This window comes from Paenibacillus beijingensis (assembly GCF_000961095.1).
In the GTDB taxonomy this organism is placed as follows: Bacteria; Bacillota; Bacilli; order Paenibacillales; family Paenibacillaceae; genus Paenibacillus_O; species Paenibacillus_O beijingensis.
Genome location: NZ_CP011058.1, coordinates 3,579,350 through 3,598,715 on the forward strand (window position 1 = coordinate 3,579,350; position 19,366 = coordinate 3,598,715).

Below are 19,366 nucleotides of genomic sequence, written 5' to 3' on the forward strand. Positions count from 1 at the left end.
TATACTCCTTGCGCCGCAGGTGATACAAGCGGAAAAAGCTTGAGAAGAGGGGCTGTTCGAATACGTGAACGATCAAGTGATCGAGATTATGGCGGTCGCTAAAATTGTGGCGGGAGATGGATGCCGGTGCTTGGAGATGTATGTAGACGCGGCAATCGTATACCGGGTCATCTGTACGGTATTCGAAAAGCAGTTTGCGGCGCTTGAAAACAGGGCGGGCAGGCATAAAAAAATTTTTTTTAATGTGATTCAACATCATTTAAGGTGGTTAACTAGTAATCAGACCCCCCTATAATATATATGGTTTGGGACCTCCGATTGTCGGAGGTCCGCTTTTTTTTGTGCGCGGCGGCGCATCAATTGCCGGTATCCGTGCCTGCGCTCTAGCATAAAGCGAAAATGATTTGAAAATTCGGGATGATGCACGGCGAGAGGAACGGATAGCAGTACCCGATTACAAAGCCGAAAAAGTTCGTTACCGGAAACATGAGGAAGACGTCGGTAAAGGTGAATACGAGCGACCACCTGTTATAACAGTAGCGGGGCAGGATGCGTTCATCCGGCTCTCGTTGAACTCCGGCCCCTATTCCAGCTCCCGCACCCGTTTGGGCGAACAGCATCGCCTGCTGCAGCGATTGGGGGCGCTGCGTTATGAACGTTTGCAGCAGGAACGGGTTGCTTTTGAGCAGATTGTATAAAAAGATCATCTCATAGGGCGGACTGCCGACCGGGCGCGGATACTGGCCGAGAATGCCGGCCAAGGCGGTTGGAGAAAGCTGTGAAGGCAATCCGGGCTGACCCGGCGGCAGCGGAGCTGGAAATCCCGGCGATACGGGCGGCTGAGGGAACGGGAAACCGGGCGTAACCGGTGGCTGCGGCGAAGGGAAGCCGGGCGTGAACGGCGGGAAGCCAGGCTGAAGCGCCCGCTCCGCAGGCGGGACGGACTCCATCTGCGCTTGGTTTTCAATGGTCATTGAACGTGCATCCTTCCTGTTCGGAATCGTTTTGATTTTTCATCGTATGCGGTATTCGCCTATGCGTGCACGTTGCAATAACGTTATTGCAATTTCCTCTTGGACGGAAGGTATAATTAGGGCTATATTGGAAGAATAGAGTGCCACCCTATCGATAGAGAGGAAAAAAGCTATGATTCAGTCCGTATTGGCGACGCTGTTCCAAGTGATCGTTCCGCTTTCCATTCCGGTTACCGCAGGGGCGCTGCTCAAAAAATTCCGGAACCTGGATACGAAGCCGCTCCTGACGTTATACCTTTATTTTTTGAGCCCTGCGATCATTTTGGAAACGTTGACGACAGCAGAGCTCTCGTCCGCAGACATCTACAAGACGATTGCGTTCTGCCTGGTGAATTTAATTGCGCTGTGGGCGGTTGCTGCTGCGCTGGGGCGGCTGCTCCGGCTCCCCGGACCCGAGACTGCGGGCTTGACGCTTGTTTCTACGCTGACGAACAGCGTCAATTACGGACTTCCGCTCGTTCTGCTTGCTTTCGGCCAGTTGGGGCTGGATAAAGCGTCGATTTATGTCATTGCGCAAATGATTATTGTCAATACCGTTGGCGTTTATTTTGCCGCACGCTCGCAATTTTCCGTGCGCAATGCGGTCAAGTCGGTCTTTTCGCTGCCCTCCATCTATGCCGCAATATTGGCGGCAGGGCTGCGCCTGACGGACATTTCGCTGCCAAGCGGCATTGCGCAGGGCGTCTCGATGGTAGCGGGCGCATATGCGCCGGTCGTGCTGGCGATATTGGGAGCCCAGATGGTCAGCGTGAACAATGCCGAGCTGGAACGCCACGTACAGAGAGGATTCTGGACGGGCCTTGCGATCCGGCTGCTGCTGTCGCCGCTTATTTCGTGCCTTATCCTGTTCATTCTGCATATCGACGGCATTTTATATTCGGTGCTGTTTATCCTCGCTTCGATGCCGGTCGCCGTCAATGCGGTCGTGCTGGCCGAGCGTTTCAACGCTTCGCCGAAGCTGCTGTCCAAATGCATATTATGGACGACGCTCGCTTCATTCGCCATTCTCCCCATTCTGATCGCGCTGATGAGTTAGAGCATCCAAGGGAACGGGATTGGAGGAATTAGGCGCTTGACGCGCCCGGCATTATGTTTTAAAGTAGAGGCATCAGTTTTTTATTGACCACTTTTAACTAATTGAATACTAACTTTCTTATCAAGAGCAGGCGGAGGGACTAGCCCGATGAAGCCCGGCAACCGGCGTAATAGCACGGTGCTAATTCTTGCGGAAACGACAACGTTTCTGGGAGATGAGAGAGGCGTTTGTGTTCTGTCCATACGACCCTTTCTCGAGCTGCGGGAAGGGGTTTTTTTATATGCGCCGCCGCCCGGCCTCGTCGACCACGCCCGAACAATTGCACCGATCATAATCTGAAACCAAAGGAGTGAATGACCAATGCCGATTAAAGTACCCGATAACTTGCCGGCCAAAGAAATTTTATCGAATGAAAACATTTTCGTCATGGACGAAAGCATCGCTTATCATCAGGATATCCGCCCGCTCCGGATTGTCATTCTCAACCTGATGCCGACGAAGGAGACGACCGAAACCCAGCTGCTCCGGCTGATCGGCAACACGGCGCTGCAGGTGGAAGTTGTGCTGATGCATCCGCAAACGCACATTTCCAAAAACACGTCGGCCGAACATTTGGAATCGTTTTACAAGACGTTTAATGAAATCGCCCATCTGTACTTCGACGGGATGATTATTACCGGCGCGCCGGTGGAGCAGATGCCGTTTGAGCAGGTCACGTATTGGGAAGAGCTGAAAGAGATTATGGACTGGAGCCGCCGCCACGTGACGTCGACCTTCCATATATGTTGGGCGTCGCAGGCAGGGCTTTACCATCATTACGGCGTTGAGAAATACGATCTTCCGAGAAAAATGTTCGGCGTGTTTCCGCATACGATCGAGAAGCAGAATGTTAATCTGCTGCGCGGATTTGACGAAATGTTTTTCGTGCCCCAATCCCGCCATACGGAAGTGCGGCGCGAGGATATCGAGAAGCACTCGGACCTGGACATTTTGTCCGAATCGCCGATTGCCGGAGTTTATCTCGTCGCCTCGAAGGATGGCAGGCAGATCTTCGTGACGGGCCATTCGGAATACGATCCTCATACGCTTAAATACGAGTACGACCGCGATGTGGCGAAGGGGCTTGACGTTGCCTTGCCGACCAACTATTATCCGAATAACGATCCGAGCCGCCAGCCGCGTTCGACGTGGCGCGCGCATGCGAACCTGCTGTTTTCCAACTGGCTGAACTATTATGTGTACCAGCAGACGCCGTTTGAACTCGGCGCCGGGATCTAGAACGTCCGGGGGAAAGCCCGGGAGCGCTACCTACAACTTTGGGCGGCTGCTGTGCCGCTCATTTGTCTGTATAGCGTTCATTTGTCGCGCGCTGCTGCCGCTTCCGTTATGATAGAGGAAAGCGATTAAACGTACGATGTACCGATCAAGACACTGACAGCCATGTTTGCTTGTCCAGACGATAATAAAGGAGCTAACTGTTCATGAAAATTGAAAGTCAATTGGCGCAAATCGGTTCCATTAAAGAACCCGTTACGGGGGCGGTCAGCTTCCCGATTCATCACGCGACCGCGTTCCGCCATCCGAAGCTGGGCGAAAGCACGGGCTTCGATTACGCCCGTACGAAAAGCCCGACCCGGGCCGTGCTGGAAGAAGCGGCCGCGCAATTGGAATCCGGCGACGCCGGCTTTGCCTGTAGCTCGGGCATGGCGGCGCTGCAAACGATATTCGCCCTGTTCAGCCAAGGCGACCACCTGATCGTCTCGCTCGATCTGTATGGGGGTACATATCGGCTGCTGGAGCGCATTATGTCCCGTTTCGGCGTGAGCGCTTCGTATGTCGATACGAATGATCTCGATGCAGTGGGACAGCTGCTTCAGCCCAATACGAAAGCGGTTCTGATTGAGACGCCGACGAATCCTTTGATGATGGTGACCGATATCGAGCGCGTGGCGGCGTGGGCGAAGGGGCACGGACTGCTTACAATCGTGGACAATACGCTGCTGACGCCGTTTTTCCAGCGGCCGCTTGAGCTGGGAGCGGACATCATTATTCACAGCGCGACAAAATATCTCGGCGGCCATAACGATGTGCTTGCCGGCCTGATCGTGACGAAGGGTAAGGAGCTGTCGGAGCAGATGGCCATCCTGCACAATTCGATCGGGGCGGTGCTGGGGCCGCAGGATTCATGGCTGCTGATGCGCGGCATGAAGACGCTGGCGCTGCGGATGGAGCGCCACCAGTACAATGCGACGAAGATGGCGGAATATTTGCAGGAGCATCCGGCTGTCGAAGAGGTGTTCTATCCGGCGCTTCCGCATCATCCCGGCCATGAGATTCAAAACCGGCAGTCATCCGGTAATACCGGCATTTTCTCCTTCCGTCTGAAGGATCCCCGCTATGTGGGACCGGTTCTGCAGCATGTGAAGCTGATCGCGTTCGCGGAAAGCCTCGGCGGCGTAGAGTCGCTGATGACGTATCCGGCGGTGCAGACGCACGCCGACATCCCCGAGGAAATCCGCAAAGCGGTCGGCGTCGATGACCGGCTGCTGCGCTTCTCCGTCGGGATCGAGCATATCGACGATCTGATCGCGGATTTGGGACAGGCGCTGGAAGCGGCCAAGCTTGAAATCGGGGAGGTGTAACCGCCATGGCGCAAAATAACAACCAGGAGCGGGGCTTTGCGACGAAGCTGCTGCATTTCGGAGCGGAGATCGACGAGCATACGGGCGCGTCGAGCGTACCGGTTTATCAGGCGTCGACGTTCCATCATCATGATATTTTCAATCCGCCGGAATACGACTACAGCCGTTCCGGCAATCCGACGCGGCAGGCGCTGGAAGACGCGATCACTCTGCTGGAAGGCGGTAAGCGCGGCTTTGCGTTCGCTTCCGGCATGGCGGCGATTTCGACGGCGTTTCTGCTGCTGTCGGCGGGCGATCACGTCATCGTTACCGAGGATGTGTACGGCGGCACATACCGTCTGCTCACGACGATTTTGACCCGGCTCGGCATTGAATCGACATTCGTCGACATGACCGACCTGGATGCGGTCAAGGCGGCGCTTAAGAGCAATACGAAGGCGGTTTATATGGAGACCCCTTCCAACCCGACGCTGAAAATTACCGACATCGGCGCTGTTTGCTCGTGGGCGAAAGAGAAGGGACTGCTGACGCTGCTGGATAATACATTCATGACGCCTTATCATCAGCGGCCGATTGAGCATGGCGTCGACGTCGTGCTGCACAGCGCGACGAAATTTCTCGGCGGCCACAGCGACGTGCTGGCCGGACTGGCCGTCACGGCCGACGAGAGCCTCGGCCGCAGGCTGAAACAGCTGCAGAACGGACTCGGCAGCGTGCTGGCGCCGCAGGAATCGTGGCTGCTCATGCGCGGCATGAAGACGCTGCAGGCGCGGATGGAAGCAAGCGAGCGCAGCGCCCGCCGTATGGCGGAGTGGCTGGCCTCCCACCCCGAGGTGGAGCGCGTTTACTACCCGGGGCTTCCCGATCACCCGGGCCGGGATATTCATGAGCGCCAGTCGCTCGGCTACGGCGCCGTCGTCTCGTTCGACGTCGGCAGCGGAGAGCGCGCGAAGGCGCTGATGAGCCGCATTCAACTTCCGCTGGTCGCGGTCAGCCTCGGCGCGGTTGAGAGCATTCTCTCTTACCCGGCGATGATGTCGCACGCGGCGATGCCGCGCGAAGTGCGCTATGAGCGCGGCATTTCCGACGGGCTTGTCCGTTACTCCGTCGGACTGGAAAATATTGAAGATCTGCTGGACGATTTGGATTCCGCCCTGCGCGGGTAACCGCGTATCGCGCTTAATGGAAAAGCTTCCCAACCCGCTTGTTTTAGCGGGGCGGGAGGCTTTTTGCGGTTTCGGTGGTCAACCGCATGTTCTTTAGCGCACTGAAGGCAGGGTGACGCAAAGCCCTTATTCATGGTAGGATAGAGTAATTGATAGGTTCGGAGAACAAGGAGGCAGGCAAAACATGCAAACAGTAGACCGAGTATTGGACAAAGCGCTGCGTGGAGAGCGAATCGGGCTGGAGGACGGCATTACGCTGCTTGAATCCGATGAGATTGAAAAAATGGGTCGTGTCGCCAACGAGCTGATGCTTCGGCGCCATCCCGAGCCAATTGTGACTTTCAACATCGGACGCAATATTAACTATACCAACGTATGTGACGTATACTGCAGATTTTGCGCCTTTTACCGCCCGCCGGGCTCCAAGGAAGGTTATGTGCTCCCGGATGAGACGATTTTGCAAAAAATTCAGGAGACGGTGGACGTCGGCGGAGACGAAATTTTGATGCAGGGCGGGGTTAATCCCGATCTGCCTTTCGGTTATTACCTCGATTTACTGCGCAAAATTAAAGCCCATTTTCCGGGCATTACGATGCATTCCTTCTCGCCGGCCGAGATTCAGAAGATGAAGGAGCTGTCCGGCCTGCCGCTGGAGGAAGTGCTGCGCCAGCTTCACGAAGCGGGTCTCGATTCCCTTCCGGGCGGCGGCGGCGAAATTCTCGACGACCGCACGCGCCGCAAAATCAGCCGCTTGAAGGGCTCCTGGACGGACTGGATGGATACGATGAAGGCCGCCCACAAGAACGGAATGAACACGACGGCGACAATGGTGTACGGCTTCGGTGAATCGATGGAGGAGCGGGCGCTGCACATGATCCGCGTGCGCGACGCGCAGGATGAATGCAAGGCGAACGGCTATCCATCGCCGGGTTTCCTCGCGTTTATTTCATGGCCGTTCCAGCCCGATAATACCAATCTGAAGCGGGAGAAGTCCAAGCCGGAAGAATATTTGAAGATGGTTGCCATTAACCGGATCATGCTGGACAATATCCCGAACCTGCAGGCGTCCTGGGTGACGATGGGGGCGGAAATCGGCAAGCTGGCGCTCTCTTACGGCGTCAACGATTTCGGCAGCACGATGCTGGAGGAGAACGTCGTGTCGGCCGCCGGCACGACGCATAAGGTGAACATCGAGCTGATTTTGCAATATATCCGCGAAGCGGGCAAAATTCCCGCCCAGCGCAATACGCGCTATGAAATTTTGCGCGTCTTTAACGAAGGGGAACACGCCGACCGCGATTTCGTGCTGCAAAACTGATGCCGCCGCGGGAACAACTGTTCCATACGCAGACGACAGAAGCGCCGTCCATCACGGGCGGCGCTTCTTTTTGCCCCTCCAGACAAGATCTCCATTCCCCGCTTTATGATCACACAAGCTGCTCCACTTTCAATTCCGCCACATCCGCATCGACAACGCGGTTTTTGCCGGTTTTTTTAGCCAAATAGAGCGCCTGGTCCGTTCGTTGAAAAAACGGTTCCTTGCCCTCATGAGGGCGGTAGGAGGAAAATCCGGTGCTAACCGTTATGTAACGCTCTCCCAGCACTTCATGGCGGATTTGGGCGATGTCGTGGCGGATTTGCTCCAATGCTTTTAGCGAACGCTCCGGCGTTATTTCCGTAAAAATAACCGCGAACTCCTCGCCGCCGTAACGGGCGACGAAATCGTTCTGCCCCGCCTCAGCCCGCACGATATCGGCAACCGTGCGCAGCACGACATCGCCCGCGCGGTGTCCGTACGTGTCGTTGACCGATTTGAAATTATCGATGTCGATCAGCGCGAGCTGAAGCGGCATTCCGTTCGTATCATGATGCTCGATCAGCTTGTCCAAATATTCATGGAACGTAATATGGTTGTATAGTTCGGTAAGCGCGTCGGTTTTGGCCAATTTATCCATCACAATCGTTTTGACGAGCAGCTCCTGATTCGATTTCGTAATCGTGCGGTAGTAGGAGGTCAGCTCCCGTCCCCGCAGCAGGACGCCCCAGCCGATCAGGCTGTATGAAGCGAACATCATTGTAATCGTCGCAAGGCCCGCTTGCGAGATGTCTTCATGCATATAAGAGTTGAAAAAATAAAGCCCGTATAAAGAAGCCAACGTGCAGCCGAGCGCGAACAGCAGTTTTTTGGTATGAAAATAGAAGATCGACACAATAACGGGACAAAACAGCGCTAACAGCAAGTAATTGATCTCAATATGGACATTGACGATAACGGTCGACAACAGGGCGGAAGCGGCAATCAGCATGTAATCTTTGAACCGGTCCGATAGCAAGCGAAGTCCTGTTTCCGCCAGGAGAAGGACGATGAGCTGGAACAGGGTGGGAAGCGCAATATAATGCATGACAAACTGAGAGGACGGCAAGTACGTTACCGGAAGATACAGCGATTCGAGCAGGATCGTAAGAAGGAGCAGCAGCCAGAACCCGTTCAGCAGCATCCGGTTCCAGCGATTGCGGTTGTAGTCGAGCGAATTTTCCATAATTGCGGTTCACTCCAGCGTTTCGGCTATTTTCGTTAACCAATATACCATGAATGGCACTGTTATCCAATCCCCAAAGGCGGCACTTAGTCGTATATCCTCTCTGCGGGCAACATAAACTTAAAGGAGGAAAGGGGTGAGGGCGCATGGAATTGTTAACCGTTTCTTTAATGTCCGGCTCCTCAGACGAGCTCCTCCGGCTGGCCGGCAGTCTGCAGGAAGCGCTCGGCAATCTTCATCGCCGATTAGGGGGCGTTCCAATCGCCGAGTGGTCGATCCGGCCGGAAGGCTCTGAAATCAGCTGCAAAGCGCTGCTGCCGCAATTTAAACTGGGCGAGCACGGAGAGGCGATTTACGGAGAGTCGGCCGATGTGCTGACCGATTATATTATGGATGTATACGAACCGGTTCTGATCCGCTCCATTATCCGCAAGCAGCTCAGCTGTCAGAACTCCGAAGAGCTTGCCGCCGTCGAAGCCTGCTGCCGGCAGATTCTTTCCGGAACGCACTGGGATCTGTACATAGATGCGGAAAGCGGCGAAGGCCATTCGCCATTCGAAGACATCAAGCGGCGAAAGCACAAAATCGCCGAAGAGCTGAAGCAGTATATGGAAGAAAACCAATACCTCAACCTGCACGGAATCGTCACCTTCAGGCTGCACGCGTATTGGAACGAGCTGCGCGAGGCGGCTGAGTTCGCAATGGAAGAATATATCATGGATAAGCAGTACCGTGACTTTGTAGCGCTGCTGAAATATTTTGTGTCGGCACAAGAAGCCAAGATCGGCCGGGTTCATCTCCTGCATCGCGAAGGGTATGAATTCCAGCTGATGGATGAATACTTTAACCCGCTGGAGACGCGGCCCGGCGAGAGAATCGTCGCTGAAATTGCCGATGTGGAAATGAACATGGAAGATATGATCGTATCGACGCTTCTAAGCGTCGCCCCCGGGCAGGTCGTCATCCATACCCGGCATCCCGAGCTGCAGGTCATCCGCACCATTGAAACCATTTTCGAGAACCGGATATCGGTCTGCATGGGCTGCGCTTCCTGCAAGCAGAGTCTGGAACGCGGATAAGCAGGCGGGCGGACGATCTGTCTATTGACGCCTGCGGCGCGAAAGGGATATAATGAGGCACAAAGCGTTGATAAAAGCATTGACAAAGACATGTGCCTGCTTCATTCGAGCGGACCAGAGAGAGGAACCTAACGGCTGAAAGTTCCTTCCGGGCGATTGCGGGCGTACCCCTTTGTAGCTTCAAGGTTGAACCCGGTCAGATCGGCTGTAAGCCTTGACGGAACGTCACCGTTAGCGGACATTGATGAGAATTGCCGGTCGCTTCATGAGGACCTGAAGGGCAATTGAATTAGGGTGGAACCACGGGTAAACAAGCACTCGTCCCTTCGCGGGATGCGTGCTTTTTTTGTTGTCGCAAAAAAGCGCGCGGACCGCATTCGCTTGAATTATGTACCGTTCAAGAAGGAGGAGACTTGAAATGACGATTCAAATTAAGCTGCCGGATGGTGCCGTCCGGGAATATGAAGCCGGCGCAACGATTGGCGATGTGGCGGGCTCGATCAGCCAAGGGCTGAAGAAAAACGCGATCGCAGGCAAAGTGGACGGGAAAGTGGTGGACGTCTATACGCCGCTTCAGAACGGTGACGCGGTGGAAATCGTGACGCTTGATTCGGCGGACGGACTCGAAGTGTACCGCCACAGCACGGCACACTTGATGGCGCAGGCGATCAAGCGTCTCTACGGCGAAAAAAATGTGAAGCTCGGAATCGGCCCGGTGATCGAGGACGGTTTTTACTACGATATCGATATGGAGCAGTCGCTGACGCCGGACGATTTGCAAAAGATCGAGAAAGAAATGGAACGGATCGTGAAGGAAGACCTGCCGATCCGGCGCCGGGTCGTCAGCCGCGAGGAAGCGCTCGCGATCTTCACCGAGCTGGAAGATCCGCTGAAGCTGGAGCTGATCCGGGACCTGCCGGAAGAGTCGGTCATTACGATGTACGACCAGGGCGAATTTTTCGACCTGTGCCGCGGACCGCATCTGCCGTCGACCGGCCGTATCAAGGCGTTCAAGCTGCTGAGCGTGGCGGGCGCGTACTGGCGCGGCGATTCCAAGAACAAGATGCTGCAGCGCATTTACGGCACCGCTTTTCCGAAGAAGTCGCAGCTGGATGAGCATCTGCACTTCCTGGAAGAAGCGAAGAAGCGCGACCACCGCAAGCTGGGACGCGAGCTGAAGATGTTCACCTTCTCGCGCGAAGTCGGACAAGGCCTCCCGCTGTGGCTGCCGAACGGCGCCAAAGTGCGGCGCACGCTCGAGCGTTACATTGTCGACTTGGAGGAAAGACTCGGCTACCAGCACGTCTATACGCCGGTGCTTGCCAACGTTGAGCTGTATAAAACGAGCGGCCACTGGGAGCACTACAGCGAGGACATGTTCCCGAAGATGGAGCTTGAAGGCGAAGAGCTGGTGCTGCGCCCGATGAACTGCCCGCACCATATGATGGTGTACAAAAGCGACATGCGCAGCTATCGCGATCTGCCGGTCCGCATTGCCGAGATGGGCACGATGCACCGTTACGAGATGTCCGGCGCGCTGACTGGGCTTCACCGCGTGCGCGCGATGACGCTTAATGACGCCCATATTTTTTGCCGTCCGGACCAAATCAAGGAAGAGTTTGCGCGCGTCATCAATCTGATCCGAATGGTTTACGAGGATTTCGGCATTAAGGAATACCGCTTCCGCTTGTCATACCGCGATCCGCAAGATACCGAGAAGTATTTCCCTAATGACGAGATGTGGGAAATGTCGCAGCGGATGCTGCGCGAGGTTGTCGAGGAACTGGGGCTGCCGTTCTTTGAAGCGGAGGGCGAAGCGGCCTTCTACGGTCCGAAGCTTGACGTGCAGATCAAAACGGCTCTCGGCAAGGAAGAGACGCTCTCCACCGCTCAGCTTGATTTCCTGCTGCCGGAACGTTTCGAGCTGGAGTATGTCGGAGACGACGGCAAAAAACACCGTCCGGTCGTCATTCACCGCGGCATTATCAGCACGATGGAACGGATGACCGCATTCCTGCTCGAGAACTTTGCCGGCGCGCTGCCGCTGTGGCTTTCGCCTGTACAGGCGAAAGTCATTCCGGTCTCCACCGCTTACGAAGCTTACGCGCGTCAAGTGGAGGAGCAGCTGCAGGCCGGAGGCGTCCGTGTCGAAAGCGATCTGCGCAACGAGAAGCTCGGCTATAAAATCCGCGAAGCCCAGCTTGAAAAAATTCCGTACATGCTGATCGTCGGAGAAAATGAAATGACTTCGGCAGCGGTATCCGTCCGCAAACGGGGAGAGGGCGACCTCGGAGCGAAGCCGGTTCAAGAGCTGCTGGAGCTGCTTCGGGACGAAATCGCCAGCAAGCGCATCTAACCGTTTGGCTGCTGCACCTCTGCAGATCAGCATGCAGGCGGCCCGCTGGGCGGACTTACCAGCCTGAATAAAGCCTGTGAACGATGGGAAACCTCTCCCATGAGGAGGAGATATCCCATATGTTCACAGGCTTTTTGGCATGCGGGCGGCAATACCGCGCCGTCTGTATGCTTATCGCGCTTGCGCTTCCGCTGGCTGCAGCAGGATGCGCGGCGCCGGGAAATACCGCAGCGCAAACCGGAATGGGCAGAGCGTCCATGATGGCTGCCGCTGCCGTTAAAACAAAGCCGCCGCAGCATAATTGTATCCAATCGGCCGGAACCGATTTCAATAAGCCGAACTGCACCAAACGCGGCAAAATGACGAGCAGGAGCTCCGTAAAAGCTGTCGGCGGACATAAACGAAGAAGCCGCACGATCCGAACGATGAAAGTGACAGCGACCGGTTATACGGCCGGAGTGGAGTCAACCGGCAAAAGACCCGGGCACCCGCTGTACGGAATCACATACTCCGGTGTGAAGGTCAAACGCGCGGAAGTGTCAACGGTAGCGGCCGACACTTCCGTCTTTCCGATCGGTACTCTGCTGTACATTCCCGGATATGGATACGGCATCGTCGCCGACACCGGCTCTGCAATCAAAGGCAAGCGCATCGATTTGTACTTCGATACGATCGGCCAAGTCTACCGCGAATGGGGCAAAAAAACGGTGAATATACAGGTTTTAAAGCTCGGAGAGGGACGGCTCTCCCAAAGCGAATTCAACAAGCTGAACAGAGCCGTGCATGCGGAAAAAGGAATTCCGCAGTTTTATCTGGAATCTTAAGCGGGAAACGGGGAACGGGGAACGGGGAACGGGGCAGTCGATCACAAAAACAACCGAACCGCTCAAAGGTAACACCTTGAACGGGTTCGGTTGTTTAGTTTGTCGGACAGCCCCATCAGCAAGTCCGGCCTGAAACCTTCCTTCGCGCTTGCGGTTATATCGTGAGACCGCTGCCGGTTTTAAACTGCTTGATCATCAGTTGGGTCTGTACGTTTACGACGCCTTCGAGCGGATACAGCTTCTCGTACAGAAACTTTTCCAGTTCGTTCTCATTGCGCAGCAGCACGTGCATATGCAGCGTACTCGATCCCGTCATCTGATAAATATTGATGACATCCATCTCTTCCGACAGCCGCATTCCCACCTGATCGACATAGCGCGGTTCTACTTGCACCTCGAAAAAAGCGGAAACGGTTTTGCCCAGCTTGGCAACATTTACTCTGACCGTAAAATGCTCCAATATCCCATTGTCCAGAAGAGCCTCCACCCGTTTTTGAATGGCGACGCGGGACAAATTAAGCGACTCTCCAATTTTGGCGTAGGGCATACGTCCGTTGTTCAATAGAAGCTGGACAATCTGCTGGTCAATGTCATCTAATTGCGGAAGCTTCATGAAGACGTTCTCCCCCTCGTGCTTGTATGTAATAAAACATAACATAAATTTGATGTGCTGAAAATAGGGAAAGGTAATAAGTTGATCTGAGAAAGTTGACAGAAGTGTGAAAAACATTCCAAAAACGCTTATATCGAAACTGTTTCGGCAAATTATGATTTCGACTCATGTGAAAAAATAGTGCGCGGCCGTTATTTCGCTAGTGTAATATTAACTGACAAAAAAACGCGAATTTTGTCATTTGGGAATAAGTAATGGCGATCGAAGCGAAAAATTATTCTTTTTCAATCGAAATTCGTATGGTAAAATTTAATTACATGAAAGATATATCGCTATCATTGTGAGGCGAATCGTATATGCCCAACCGTATGCAAAATAAATTTGAACAACGCGGCTTCTCTGTGCCGGAGCGAGAGGAAAGAGAGCTGCGCGAGCTTTACGCCCAGATGATTCAAGTCGCTTACAAAAGAGTGAACAATAAATCCGACGTCCACGATGCCGTTCAGGACGCATGGGTCAATATTTTAAGCAAGTGGGGAACGCTGCGGGAACGCGGGAAATTAGCAGCCTGGGCCAAAGCGATAACGGCCAACGTCGCATGCAACATCAACCGCCGCAGCCGCAGAGGCGTAATTGCGACCGAGCAGTGCGCTGAGGCGGAAGCATCCCGGCATTCGGACGTTAAAGCCCAATTAATGCTGGAAATTTCCGAATTGCTCGGCGCGCTCGATCCAACGTCGCGGACACTGCTGCTGTACAAATTTTATTACGGCTTTAAAGATCAGGAGATCGCGGATGCGATGAACGTGCCGATTGGAACGATAAAGGCTCGTATTCACCGGACCCGGGAGAAGCTGAAGGGACGGATGGTTTCATCGGAAGCGGATTGGCCCATGTGAGATTAGCTGCATGGGCTGTCCGCTTTTTGCCGTGCATTTTTTTCTTTCTATATATGATGAATCGATATCCGGAAAGTTACGAAATGATGGTAATTAAAATAAATTGGTTGCAATAAAACACGAATGTAGTAGAATATTTAAATAATGTAAACATGCATCACATGGAGAGACAGGTGAACGAACGTGGGCTATCCGGATGTAAGGGAGGCGGGTCCGAACACCGGCTCCAAGTCAAAAGCGGATATTTATTCATTTTTGGAATCGTATATCGCCAAGAAAGAACAGGAAATTGCCGAAATCGAACAGATCGTGAAGCGGTATGAGAAGCGACGTATGATGGAAGACCAGGCATACCAGTCAATGTCGTCCCTGCGCAGAATGATTGCCGGCAAGAAACCGGACCACCACCTTGCCCTGGAATATATTCATTACGTGAAGAAACCGATGGAGAAGGTTCGCATGCTTAAGCTCGAAGTTGAGAAGGCAAGGGAATCGCTCCTCCATGACAGCTAAAGGAACTCATTTTGTAATAAAATAAAGGCCGTTCCCTACCCGGATTGTCCCGGTTGGGAACGGCCTTTATTAGTAATATCGCTTCAGCGTTCTTTCTTCAAACGGTCCAAATCAATAAAATCCTGATCCTGGCTGTAGGCGGGAACGCCGTGAATGCCGACGTCGAGGCCGATCAGCTCATCGTCTCTTGAAACCCGTACACGTACGAATTTGTTAATCAGCCACATCGCTCCCCAGGTCACTGCAAATCCCCAGACGGAAACGATCGCAAGGCCGAGCGCCTGCACCCCGAGCAAATGCCAGCCGCCTCCATAAAACAAGCCGGCGTACCCATTGCCTGCGTCCGCTGCAAGCTCCGGCCGGGCGAACAAGCCTACGGCGAGCGTCCCGATGCTGCCGCTTACGCCATGCACGGCAAATGCGCCGACAGGGTCGTCAATTTGGCGGTTTTCCAGCATTTCGGTCGCCAGTACCATCAATATGCCGCAAACGGCGCCAATTACAATGGCCGCTTTGTCGGAGACAAACGAGCAGCCGGCCGTAATCCCGACCAGACCTGCCAAAGAGCCGTTGATCACCATTGGCGGATCAGCTTTCTTGTAACGGAACATCGTAAACAGGATGCATGCCGCTCCTCCGGCCGAAGCCGCCAGCATCGTTGTGACGGCGATATGGCCGATGGAGCCGTTCGTGGCGCTGAGGGTACTGCCGGAATTGAAGCCAAACCAGCCGAACCACAGCACAAAGGCGCCGACGGACGCCAGCGGCAGATTGGACGGCGGCACGATGTTCACTTTGCCGTCCGGCGAAAATTTGCCGATGCGGGGACCGATAAAGATGGCGGACGCAAGCGCCGCGAAGCCGCCGAGCGCATGGATGACAGCCGAGCCTGCAAAATCGATCATGCCGAGGGAAGCGATCCATCCTCCGGCAGCCCAGACCCAATGTCCCGCAACCGGGTAAATGAAGCCGGTCATAACAATCGTATAGATGATATAGGCGCGGAAATTGATTCTTTCGGCAACGGCACCCGACACGATCGATATGACCGCGATGACGAACGCGCTTTGAAACAGCCAGTACGTATCGTGGGTAATGTTCAAGCGAATGTGCGACAAGTCCCCGCCCAGCATGAATCCGCTTGTGCCGAGAAGACCGGCCCAATCTTTGCCGTACATGATGGCAAATCCGATCGTATAATACACAAGCGCGCCGAAGGCGATATCGACAAATACTTTCATTATAATGCTGACCGCATTTTTCTGACGGACAAAACCGGCCTCAAGCAGCGCAAATCCGCCTTCCATCAGCAAAATCATCGCAGCGGTCAATACGACCCAAATCGTATCCAAGCCTCTCGACAGATCGGCTAATTGCATTCAAATAATCCTCCCGGTCATTTCGGTATCCGAATTAATGTTGTTGCAAATTCCGGTCCCCATAATAATTTTACGGTGTTAACGATGTCAATGGATAATGTTGCTTTTTGTTAATTTAAGAAAGGTTATTTTTCACAATTGTTAATTCATCTATTCCTCAATTTGAGATGCCGTAAAAATTATCTTTCATGATATGCCCGTATCGGTCTGCAGACGGAGGAAAGGTTCAATCGGATGGCCCTTTTGGAGGTATTGCCCGCTAAGCTATACTACAAATACATAATGGTTTTTGAACATGAATAGGGGTTGGAGATATGAACAATCATTATTTGAACCGTTTGTTCTGGGGCTTAATTGTAATCGCGGTAGGAGCCGCATTTCTAATGCGTCAATCGGGATTCATCCAGTTTGATATCGGGGAGCTGGCGTCGGATTTTTGGCCGCTCGTGCTGATCGTCATCGGACTCAGCGGCATGCTGGGCGGATCCGCCGGCGGCGGGCGGGGATCCTTTATTTGGGCCGCGATCATGATCGTGCTCGGTCTCGTGTTTCTGGGCAATAATCTCGGCTGGATCACTTGGTCGGTTGGAGACGTGATGCAGTTTTCGGGTCCGATCGTGCTCATCTTGATCGGTGTCGGTCTTATTTTCAAGCCCCGCCGCAAGCCAAGCCTTCCATCGCAGGACGATGAGTGGAAATCTTATTCGGCATACAACGAACCGGTGCCGCCCGCTCCGCCATTGCATCCCGACCCGCGTCTGGAACCGTTGAATGTGGATGGCGGCGCTGCAAAGGAAGAGCATTCTCCAGGCCGCACGGATAAGGACGATCATAAGGAGTATGATCACAAAGACGGTTATTCATCTATGGATACCAAGCAGCAGTGGAAAGAGTACCGGCATGCAATGCGGCACGCTAGGAAGCATGCGCACAGGAGCAGACATGGCCATCACGATCGCGTCGAGTGGTGGAATTACGATCCGGCAGCACAAACGCGTTCCGGATTTATCGGCGATCTGCATTTGGGAGAGGACTATTGGGAGCTGAAGCCGATGAACATATCCCATTTTATCGGCGATACGATTATTGATCTGACGAAAGCGCAAATCCCGCACGGAGAAACGAAGCTTGTCATTTCGTCTTTTATCGGGGACGTGAAGGTGTTTCTGCCAAGCGATTATGAGATCGGCGTCCAAGTCATCTCCAGCGCATTTCTAGGCGACGCCAAAATATTGGGGCGCAAAGAAGGCGGCTTGTTCCGCAACATGAACGTCGAAAGTCCGAGCTACAACGATACCGACAAAAAAATCCGGATTGTGTGCAGCACGTTTATCGGCGATGTGCGCGTCACCAAGGTCGGGTAGAATCAAGGATGCGAATGTGATGAAAGAGAAGCGGGCAGCAACTGGAGCTGCAGCAAGTGCAATAACTGCCGGCGGAACATCCGCCGCTGGAATAACTGCCGCCGGAGCAACGGCTAACGGAACTATTTTAAGGGGGAGAAACGTCGTTATGATGGTGCGGATGCTGCGCAGCGGCAAACTGGAGCTGATGTTCTTCTTCGTCATTTCGTCGGTGCTGGCGGCACTGGTATCATATGGGGTATGGCAGTGGCTGGCGCCTAAGGCGGGAAATGGGGAAGTGCATCTGATTGCCGCGATCGTATTCCTGCTTGTCGGTTCGGCCTTCGGCTACTGGATGGCCCAGCGGCAGCAGCGGCGGATCGATGCGCTGCATCTGGCGCTCAAGCAGGCGGCGAACGGCAACTTGGCCGAGCGGATACCGGAAGCGGACGCTTATTCCTTTGCGTCGCTTTACCGGGAATTTAACGAGATGGCGGAATCGCTTGAGAAGCGGCTGCAGGTGATGCAGCGCAAAGGAGAGGGGCAAGTGATGCGCGAAGCGGCCTCTAACGAGGCTGCCGTTCTGGAAGAACGCAAACGGCTGGCCCGCGACCTGCACGATACGGTCAGCCAGCAGCTGTTTGCAATACATATGTCGGCCTCCTCGCTGCCGAAGCTGCTTGAACTGAACCGTGACCGCGCCGGGGATGTGATGGAGCAGCTCATTGTCATGTCCGCCTCCGCGCAAAAACAAATGCGCGGATTTATCGCGAAGCTGCGGCCGCTCGAGCTGGAAGACCGCACGCTGCATGAAGCGCTCGGCCGCTGGTTTCCCGATTATTGCCGTCAAAACGGCCTTCAGGGCGAGCTGGATTGGCGGCTGCTGCACCCGTTGTCGGACGCCAAGGAGCATCAGCTGTTTTTGATTATCCAGGAAGCGATGGCCAATGTCGTCAAACATGCGGGCGCCCGTATCGTTTCCCTATCGTTTTCGGAGACGGAGAGCCAGCTGTTTATGACGCTGCAGGACGACGGGGCGGGATTTCGCGCAGACCAGGTTAAGGCGGGCTCATACGGATTGTCCACGATGCAGGAGAGAGCCCAGAAAATCGGCGGTGACGCCTCGATTCTGAGCAAGCCCGGCGCCGGCACTCGGATTCGGGTGACCATTCCGAAATATGGTGATGAAGGAGAGCGAAACAACAATGACTAGTGTCCATAAAATTATGATTGTCGACGACCATGATATGGTGCGGGCGGGATTGAAAACGTATTTGCTGCTGGAACCGAATTTTGAAGTGATCGCGGAGGCGGGCAGCGGCGAGGAAGCGCTGCGCCTGCTGCAGAAAGGTTTTGAGGGCGGCGCTCCCGATGTCGTGCTGATGGATCTGATGATGCCCGGGATGGACGGCGTCGAGACGACACGGACGCTGCTCGCCCAATATCCCGATTTGAAAATCGTCATGCTGACCAGTTTTTTGGAGGATGAAAAGGTGCTTGCGGCTGTGGAGGCGGGCGCGGTCAGTTATGTGCTCAAGACCGTGTCGGCCGAAGAGCTTGTCTACGCCTTAAGCGGCGCGGTGAAAGGAATGCCGGTGATGACCGCCGATGTGTCCCAGGCACTCACCAGAGGTTTGCGCCAGCGTACCGCGCAAGGGAAGGAAGAAGGGCTTACGGAGCGGGAGAAGGAAGTTCTGCTGCTCATCGCCGAAGGGCATTCCAACAAGGAAATTGCGGAAGAGCTCCATATCAGCGTCAAAACGGTAAAAACCCATGTCAGCAACCTGCTGATGAAGTGCGAACTGGAGGATCGCACCCAGCTTGCCGTGTATGCCCATCGCAAAGGCTGGGCGAAAAACGTGTAACGCCCTCATTTCTTTCATCACGAAGTAGAGTTCGGCGGCAATGATACTAGTTTTAATATCTTCCAATTTCTTAAATA

Annotated in this window: 17 protein-coding genes and 1 riboswitch; of the genes, 13 read left to right on the top strand and 4 right to left on the bottom strand. The window is 54.2% G+C overall.

All coding sequences use genetic code 11. From position 1 onward, the window contains the following. Positions 1 to 383 precede the first annotated feature (383 nt). Positions 384 to 974 carry a hypothetical protein gene (locus VN24_RS16225; protein ID WP_045671244.1) on the bottom strand — a complete coding sequence of 197 codons (591 nt, stop codon included), beginning with the start codon at positions 972 to 974 and terminating at the stop codon, positions 384 to 386. 172 nt (positions 975 to 1,146) lie between these two features. Here VN24_RS16225 and VN24_RS16230 point away from each other — a divergent pair, with 172 nt between their 5' ends. From VN24_RS16230 to mqnC, 5 genes are all read left to right on the top strand, one after another. Next, the gene (locus VN24_RS16230; RefSeq protein WP_045671245.1) at positions 1,147 to 2,070 is read left to right on the top strand and encodes an AEC family transporter; all 924 of its coding nucleotides are present in this window, start codon (positions 1,147 to 1,149) and stop codon (positions 2,068 to 2,070) included. A 114-nt stretch (positions 2,071 to 2,184) separates the two neighbouring features. After that, positions 2,185 to 2,291: riboswitch (SAM riboswitch) on the top strand. A gap of 139 nt (positions 2,292 to 2,430) precedes the next feature. Further along, on the top strand, positions 2,431 to 3,348 hold the full coding sequence (gene metA, locus VN24_RS16240) for a homoserine O-acetyltransferase MetA (RefSeq protein WP_045671247.1): 918 nt from the start codon (positions 2,431 to 2,433) through the stop codon (positions 3,346 to 3,348). A gap of 203 nt (positions 3,349 to 3,551) precedes the next feature. Next, on the top strand, positions 3,552 to 4,712 hold the full coding sequence (locus VN24_RS16245) for a PLP-dependent transferase (RefSeq protein ID WP_045671248.1): 1,161 nt from the start codon (positions 3,552 to 3,554) through the stop codon (positions 4,710 to 4,712). Between the two features lie 5 nt (positions 4,713 to 4,717). Then, positions 4,718 to 5,878 carry an aminotransferase class I/II-fold pyridoxal phosphate-dependent enzyme gene (locus VN24_RS16250; protein WP_045671249.1) on the top strand — a complete coding sequence of 387 codons (1,161 nt, stop codon included), beginning with the start codon at positions 4,718 to 4,720 and terminating at the stop codon, positions 5,876 to 5,878. 184 nt (positions 5,879 to 6,062) lie between these two features. Then, positions 6,063 to 7,196: a cyclic dehypoxanthinyl futalosine synthase gene (gene mqnC / locus VN24_RS16255; protein ID WP_045671250.1), complete on the top strand. Its 1,134-nt coding sequence runs from the start codon at positions 6,063 to 6,065 to the stop codon at positions 7,194 to 7,196. A gap of 109 nt (positions 7,197 to 7,305) precedes the next feature. Here mqnC and VN24_RS16260 read toward each other — a convergent pair whose 3' ends face one another. Continuing rightward, positions 7,306 to 8,418 carry a GGDEF domain-containing protein gene (locus VN24_RS16260; RefSeq protein WP_045671251.1) on the bottom strand — a complete coding sequence of 371 codons (1,113 nt, stop codon included), beginning with the start codon at positions 8,416 to 8,418 and terminating at the stop codon, positions 7,306 to 7,308. 146 nt (positions 8,419 to 8,564) lie between these two features. Between VN24_RS16260 and VN24_RS16265 the strand changes: the two genes are divergently transcribed. The 3 genes from VN24_RS16265 (at position 8,565) to VN24_RS26975 (ending at position 12,677) form a co-directional block, all read left to right on the top strand. Then, a complete protein-coding gene (locus VN24_RS16265; RefSeq protein ID WP_045671252.1) occupies positions 8,565 to 9,497 on the top strand; it encodes a putative sporulation protein YtxC in 933 nt (310 codons plus the stop codon). Positions 9,498 to 9,915: 418 nt separating this feature from the next. After that, positions 9,916 to 11,853, top strand: coding sequence for a threonine--tRNA ligase (gene thrS / locus VN24_RS16270; RefSeq protein WP_045671253.1), 1,938 nt, complete (start codon positions 9,916 to 9,918; stop codon positions 11,851 to 11,853). A 119-nt stretch (positions 11,854 to 11,972) separates the two neighbouring features. Continuing rightward, positions 11,973 to 12,677: a 3D domain-containing protein gene (locus tag VN24_RS26975; RefSeq protein ID WP_274520381.1), complete on the top strand. Its 705-nt coding sequence runs from the start codon at positions 11,973 to 11,975 to the stop codon at positions 12,675 to 12,677. A gap of 154 nt (positions 12,678 to 12,831) precedes the next feature. Here VN24_RS26975 and VN24_RS16280 read toward each other — a convergent pair whose 3' ends face one another. Further along, on the bottom strand, positions 12,832 to 13,290 hold the full coding sequence (locus VN24_RS16280; RefSeq protein ID WP_045671254.1) for an Lrp/AsnC family transcriptional regulator: 459 nt from the start codon (positions 13,288 to 13,290) through the stop codon (positions 12,832 to 12,834). Positions 13,291 to 13,646: 356 nt separating this feature from the next. Here VN24_RS16280 and VN24_RS16285 point away from each other — a divergent pair, with 356 nt between their 5' ends. Then, positions 13,647 to 14,189, top strand: coding sequence for an RNA polymerase sigma factor (locus tag VN24_RS16285; protein ID WP_238590711.1), 543 nt, complete (start codon positions 13,647 to 13,649; stop codon positions 14,187 to 14,189). A gap of 183 nt (positions 14,190 to 14,372) precedes the next feature. Further along, complete coding sequence (locus tag VN24_RS16290) at positions 14,373 to 14,702, top strand: hypothetical protein (protein WP_045671255.1); 330 nt, start codon at positions 14,373 to 14,375, stop codon at positions 14,700 to 14,702. An 83-nt stretch (positions 14,703 to 14,785) separates the two neighbouring features. On the opposite strand, the gene VN24_RS16295 is transcribed toward VN24_RS16290, so the two are convergent. Then, positions 14,786 to 16,081: an ammonium transporter gene (locus VN24_RS16295; protein WP_045671256.1), complete on the bottom strand. Its 1,296-nt coding sequence runs from the start codon at positions 16,079 to 16,081 to the stop codon at positions 14,786 to 14,788. Positions 16,082 to 16,395: 314 nt separating this feature from the next. Between VN24_RS16295 and liaF the strand changes: the two genes are divergently transcribed. From liaF to VN24_RS16310, 3 genes are all read left to right on the top strand, one after another. Next, positions 16,396 to 17,445, top strand: a complete 1,050-nt coding sequence (gene liaF, locus VN24_RS16300) for a cell wall-active antibiotics response protein LiaF (RefSeq protein WP_045671257.1) — start codon at positions 16,396 to 16,398, stop codon at positions 17,443 to 17,445. 148 nt (positions 17,446 to 17,593) lie between these two features. Continuing rightward, on the top strand, positions 17,594 to 18,637 hold the full coding sequence (locus tag VN24_RS16305; protein WP_045671258.1) for a sensor histidine kinase: 1,044 nt from the start codon (positions 17,594 to 17,596) through the stop codon (positions 18,635 to 18,637). Beyond that, the gene (locus VN24_RS16310; RefSeq protein ID WP_045671259.1) at positions 18,630 to 19,289 is read left to right on the top strand and encodes a response regulator; all 660 of its coding nucleotides are present in this window, start codon (positions 18,630 to 18,632) and stop codon (positions 19,287 to 19,289) included. Before VN24_RS16305 ends, VN24_RS16310 begins: the two co-directional genes overlap by 8 nt. The last annotated feature ends 77 nt before the right edge of the window (positions 19,290 to 19,366 follow it).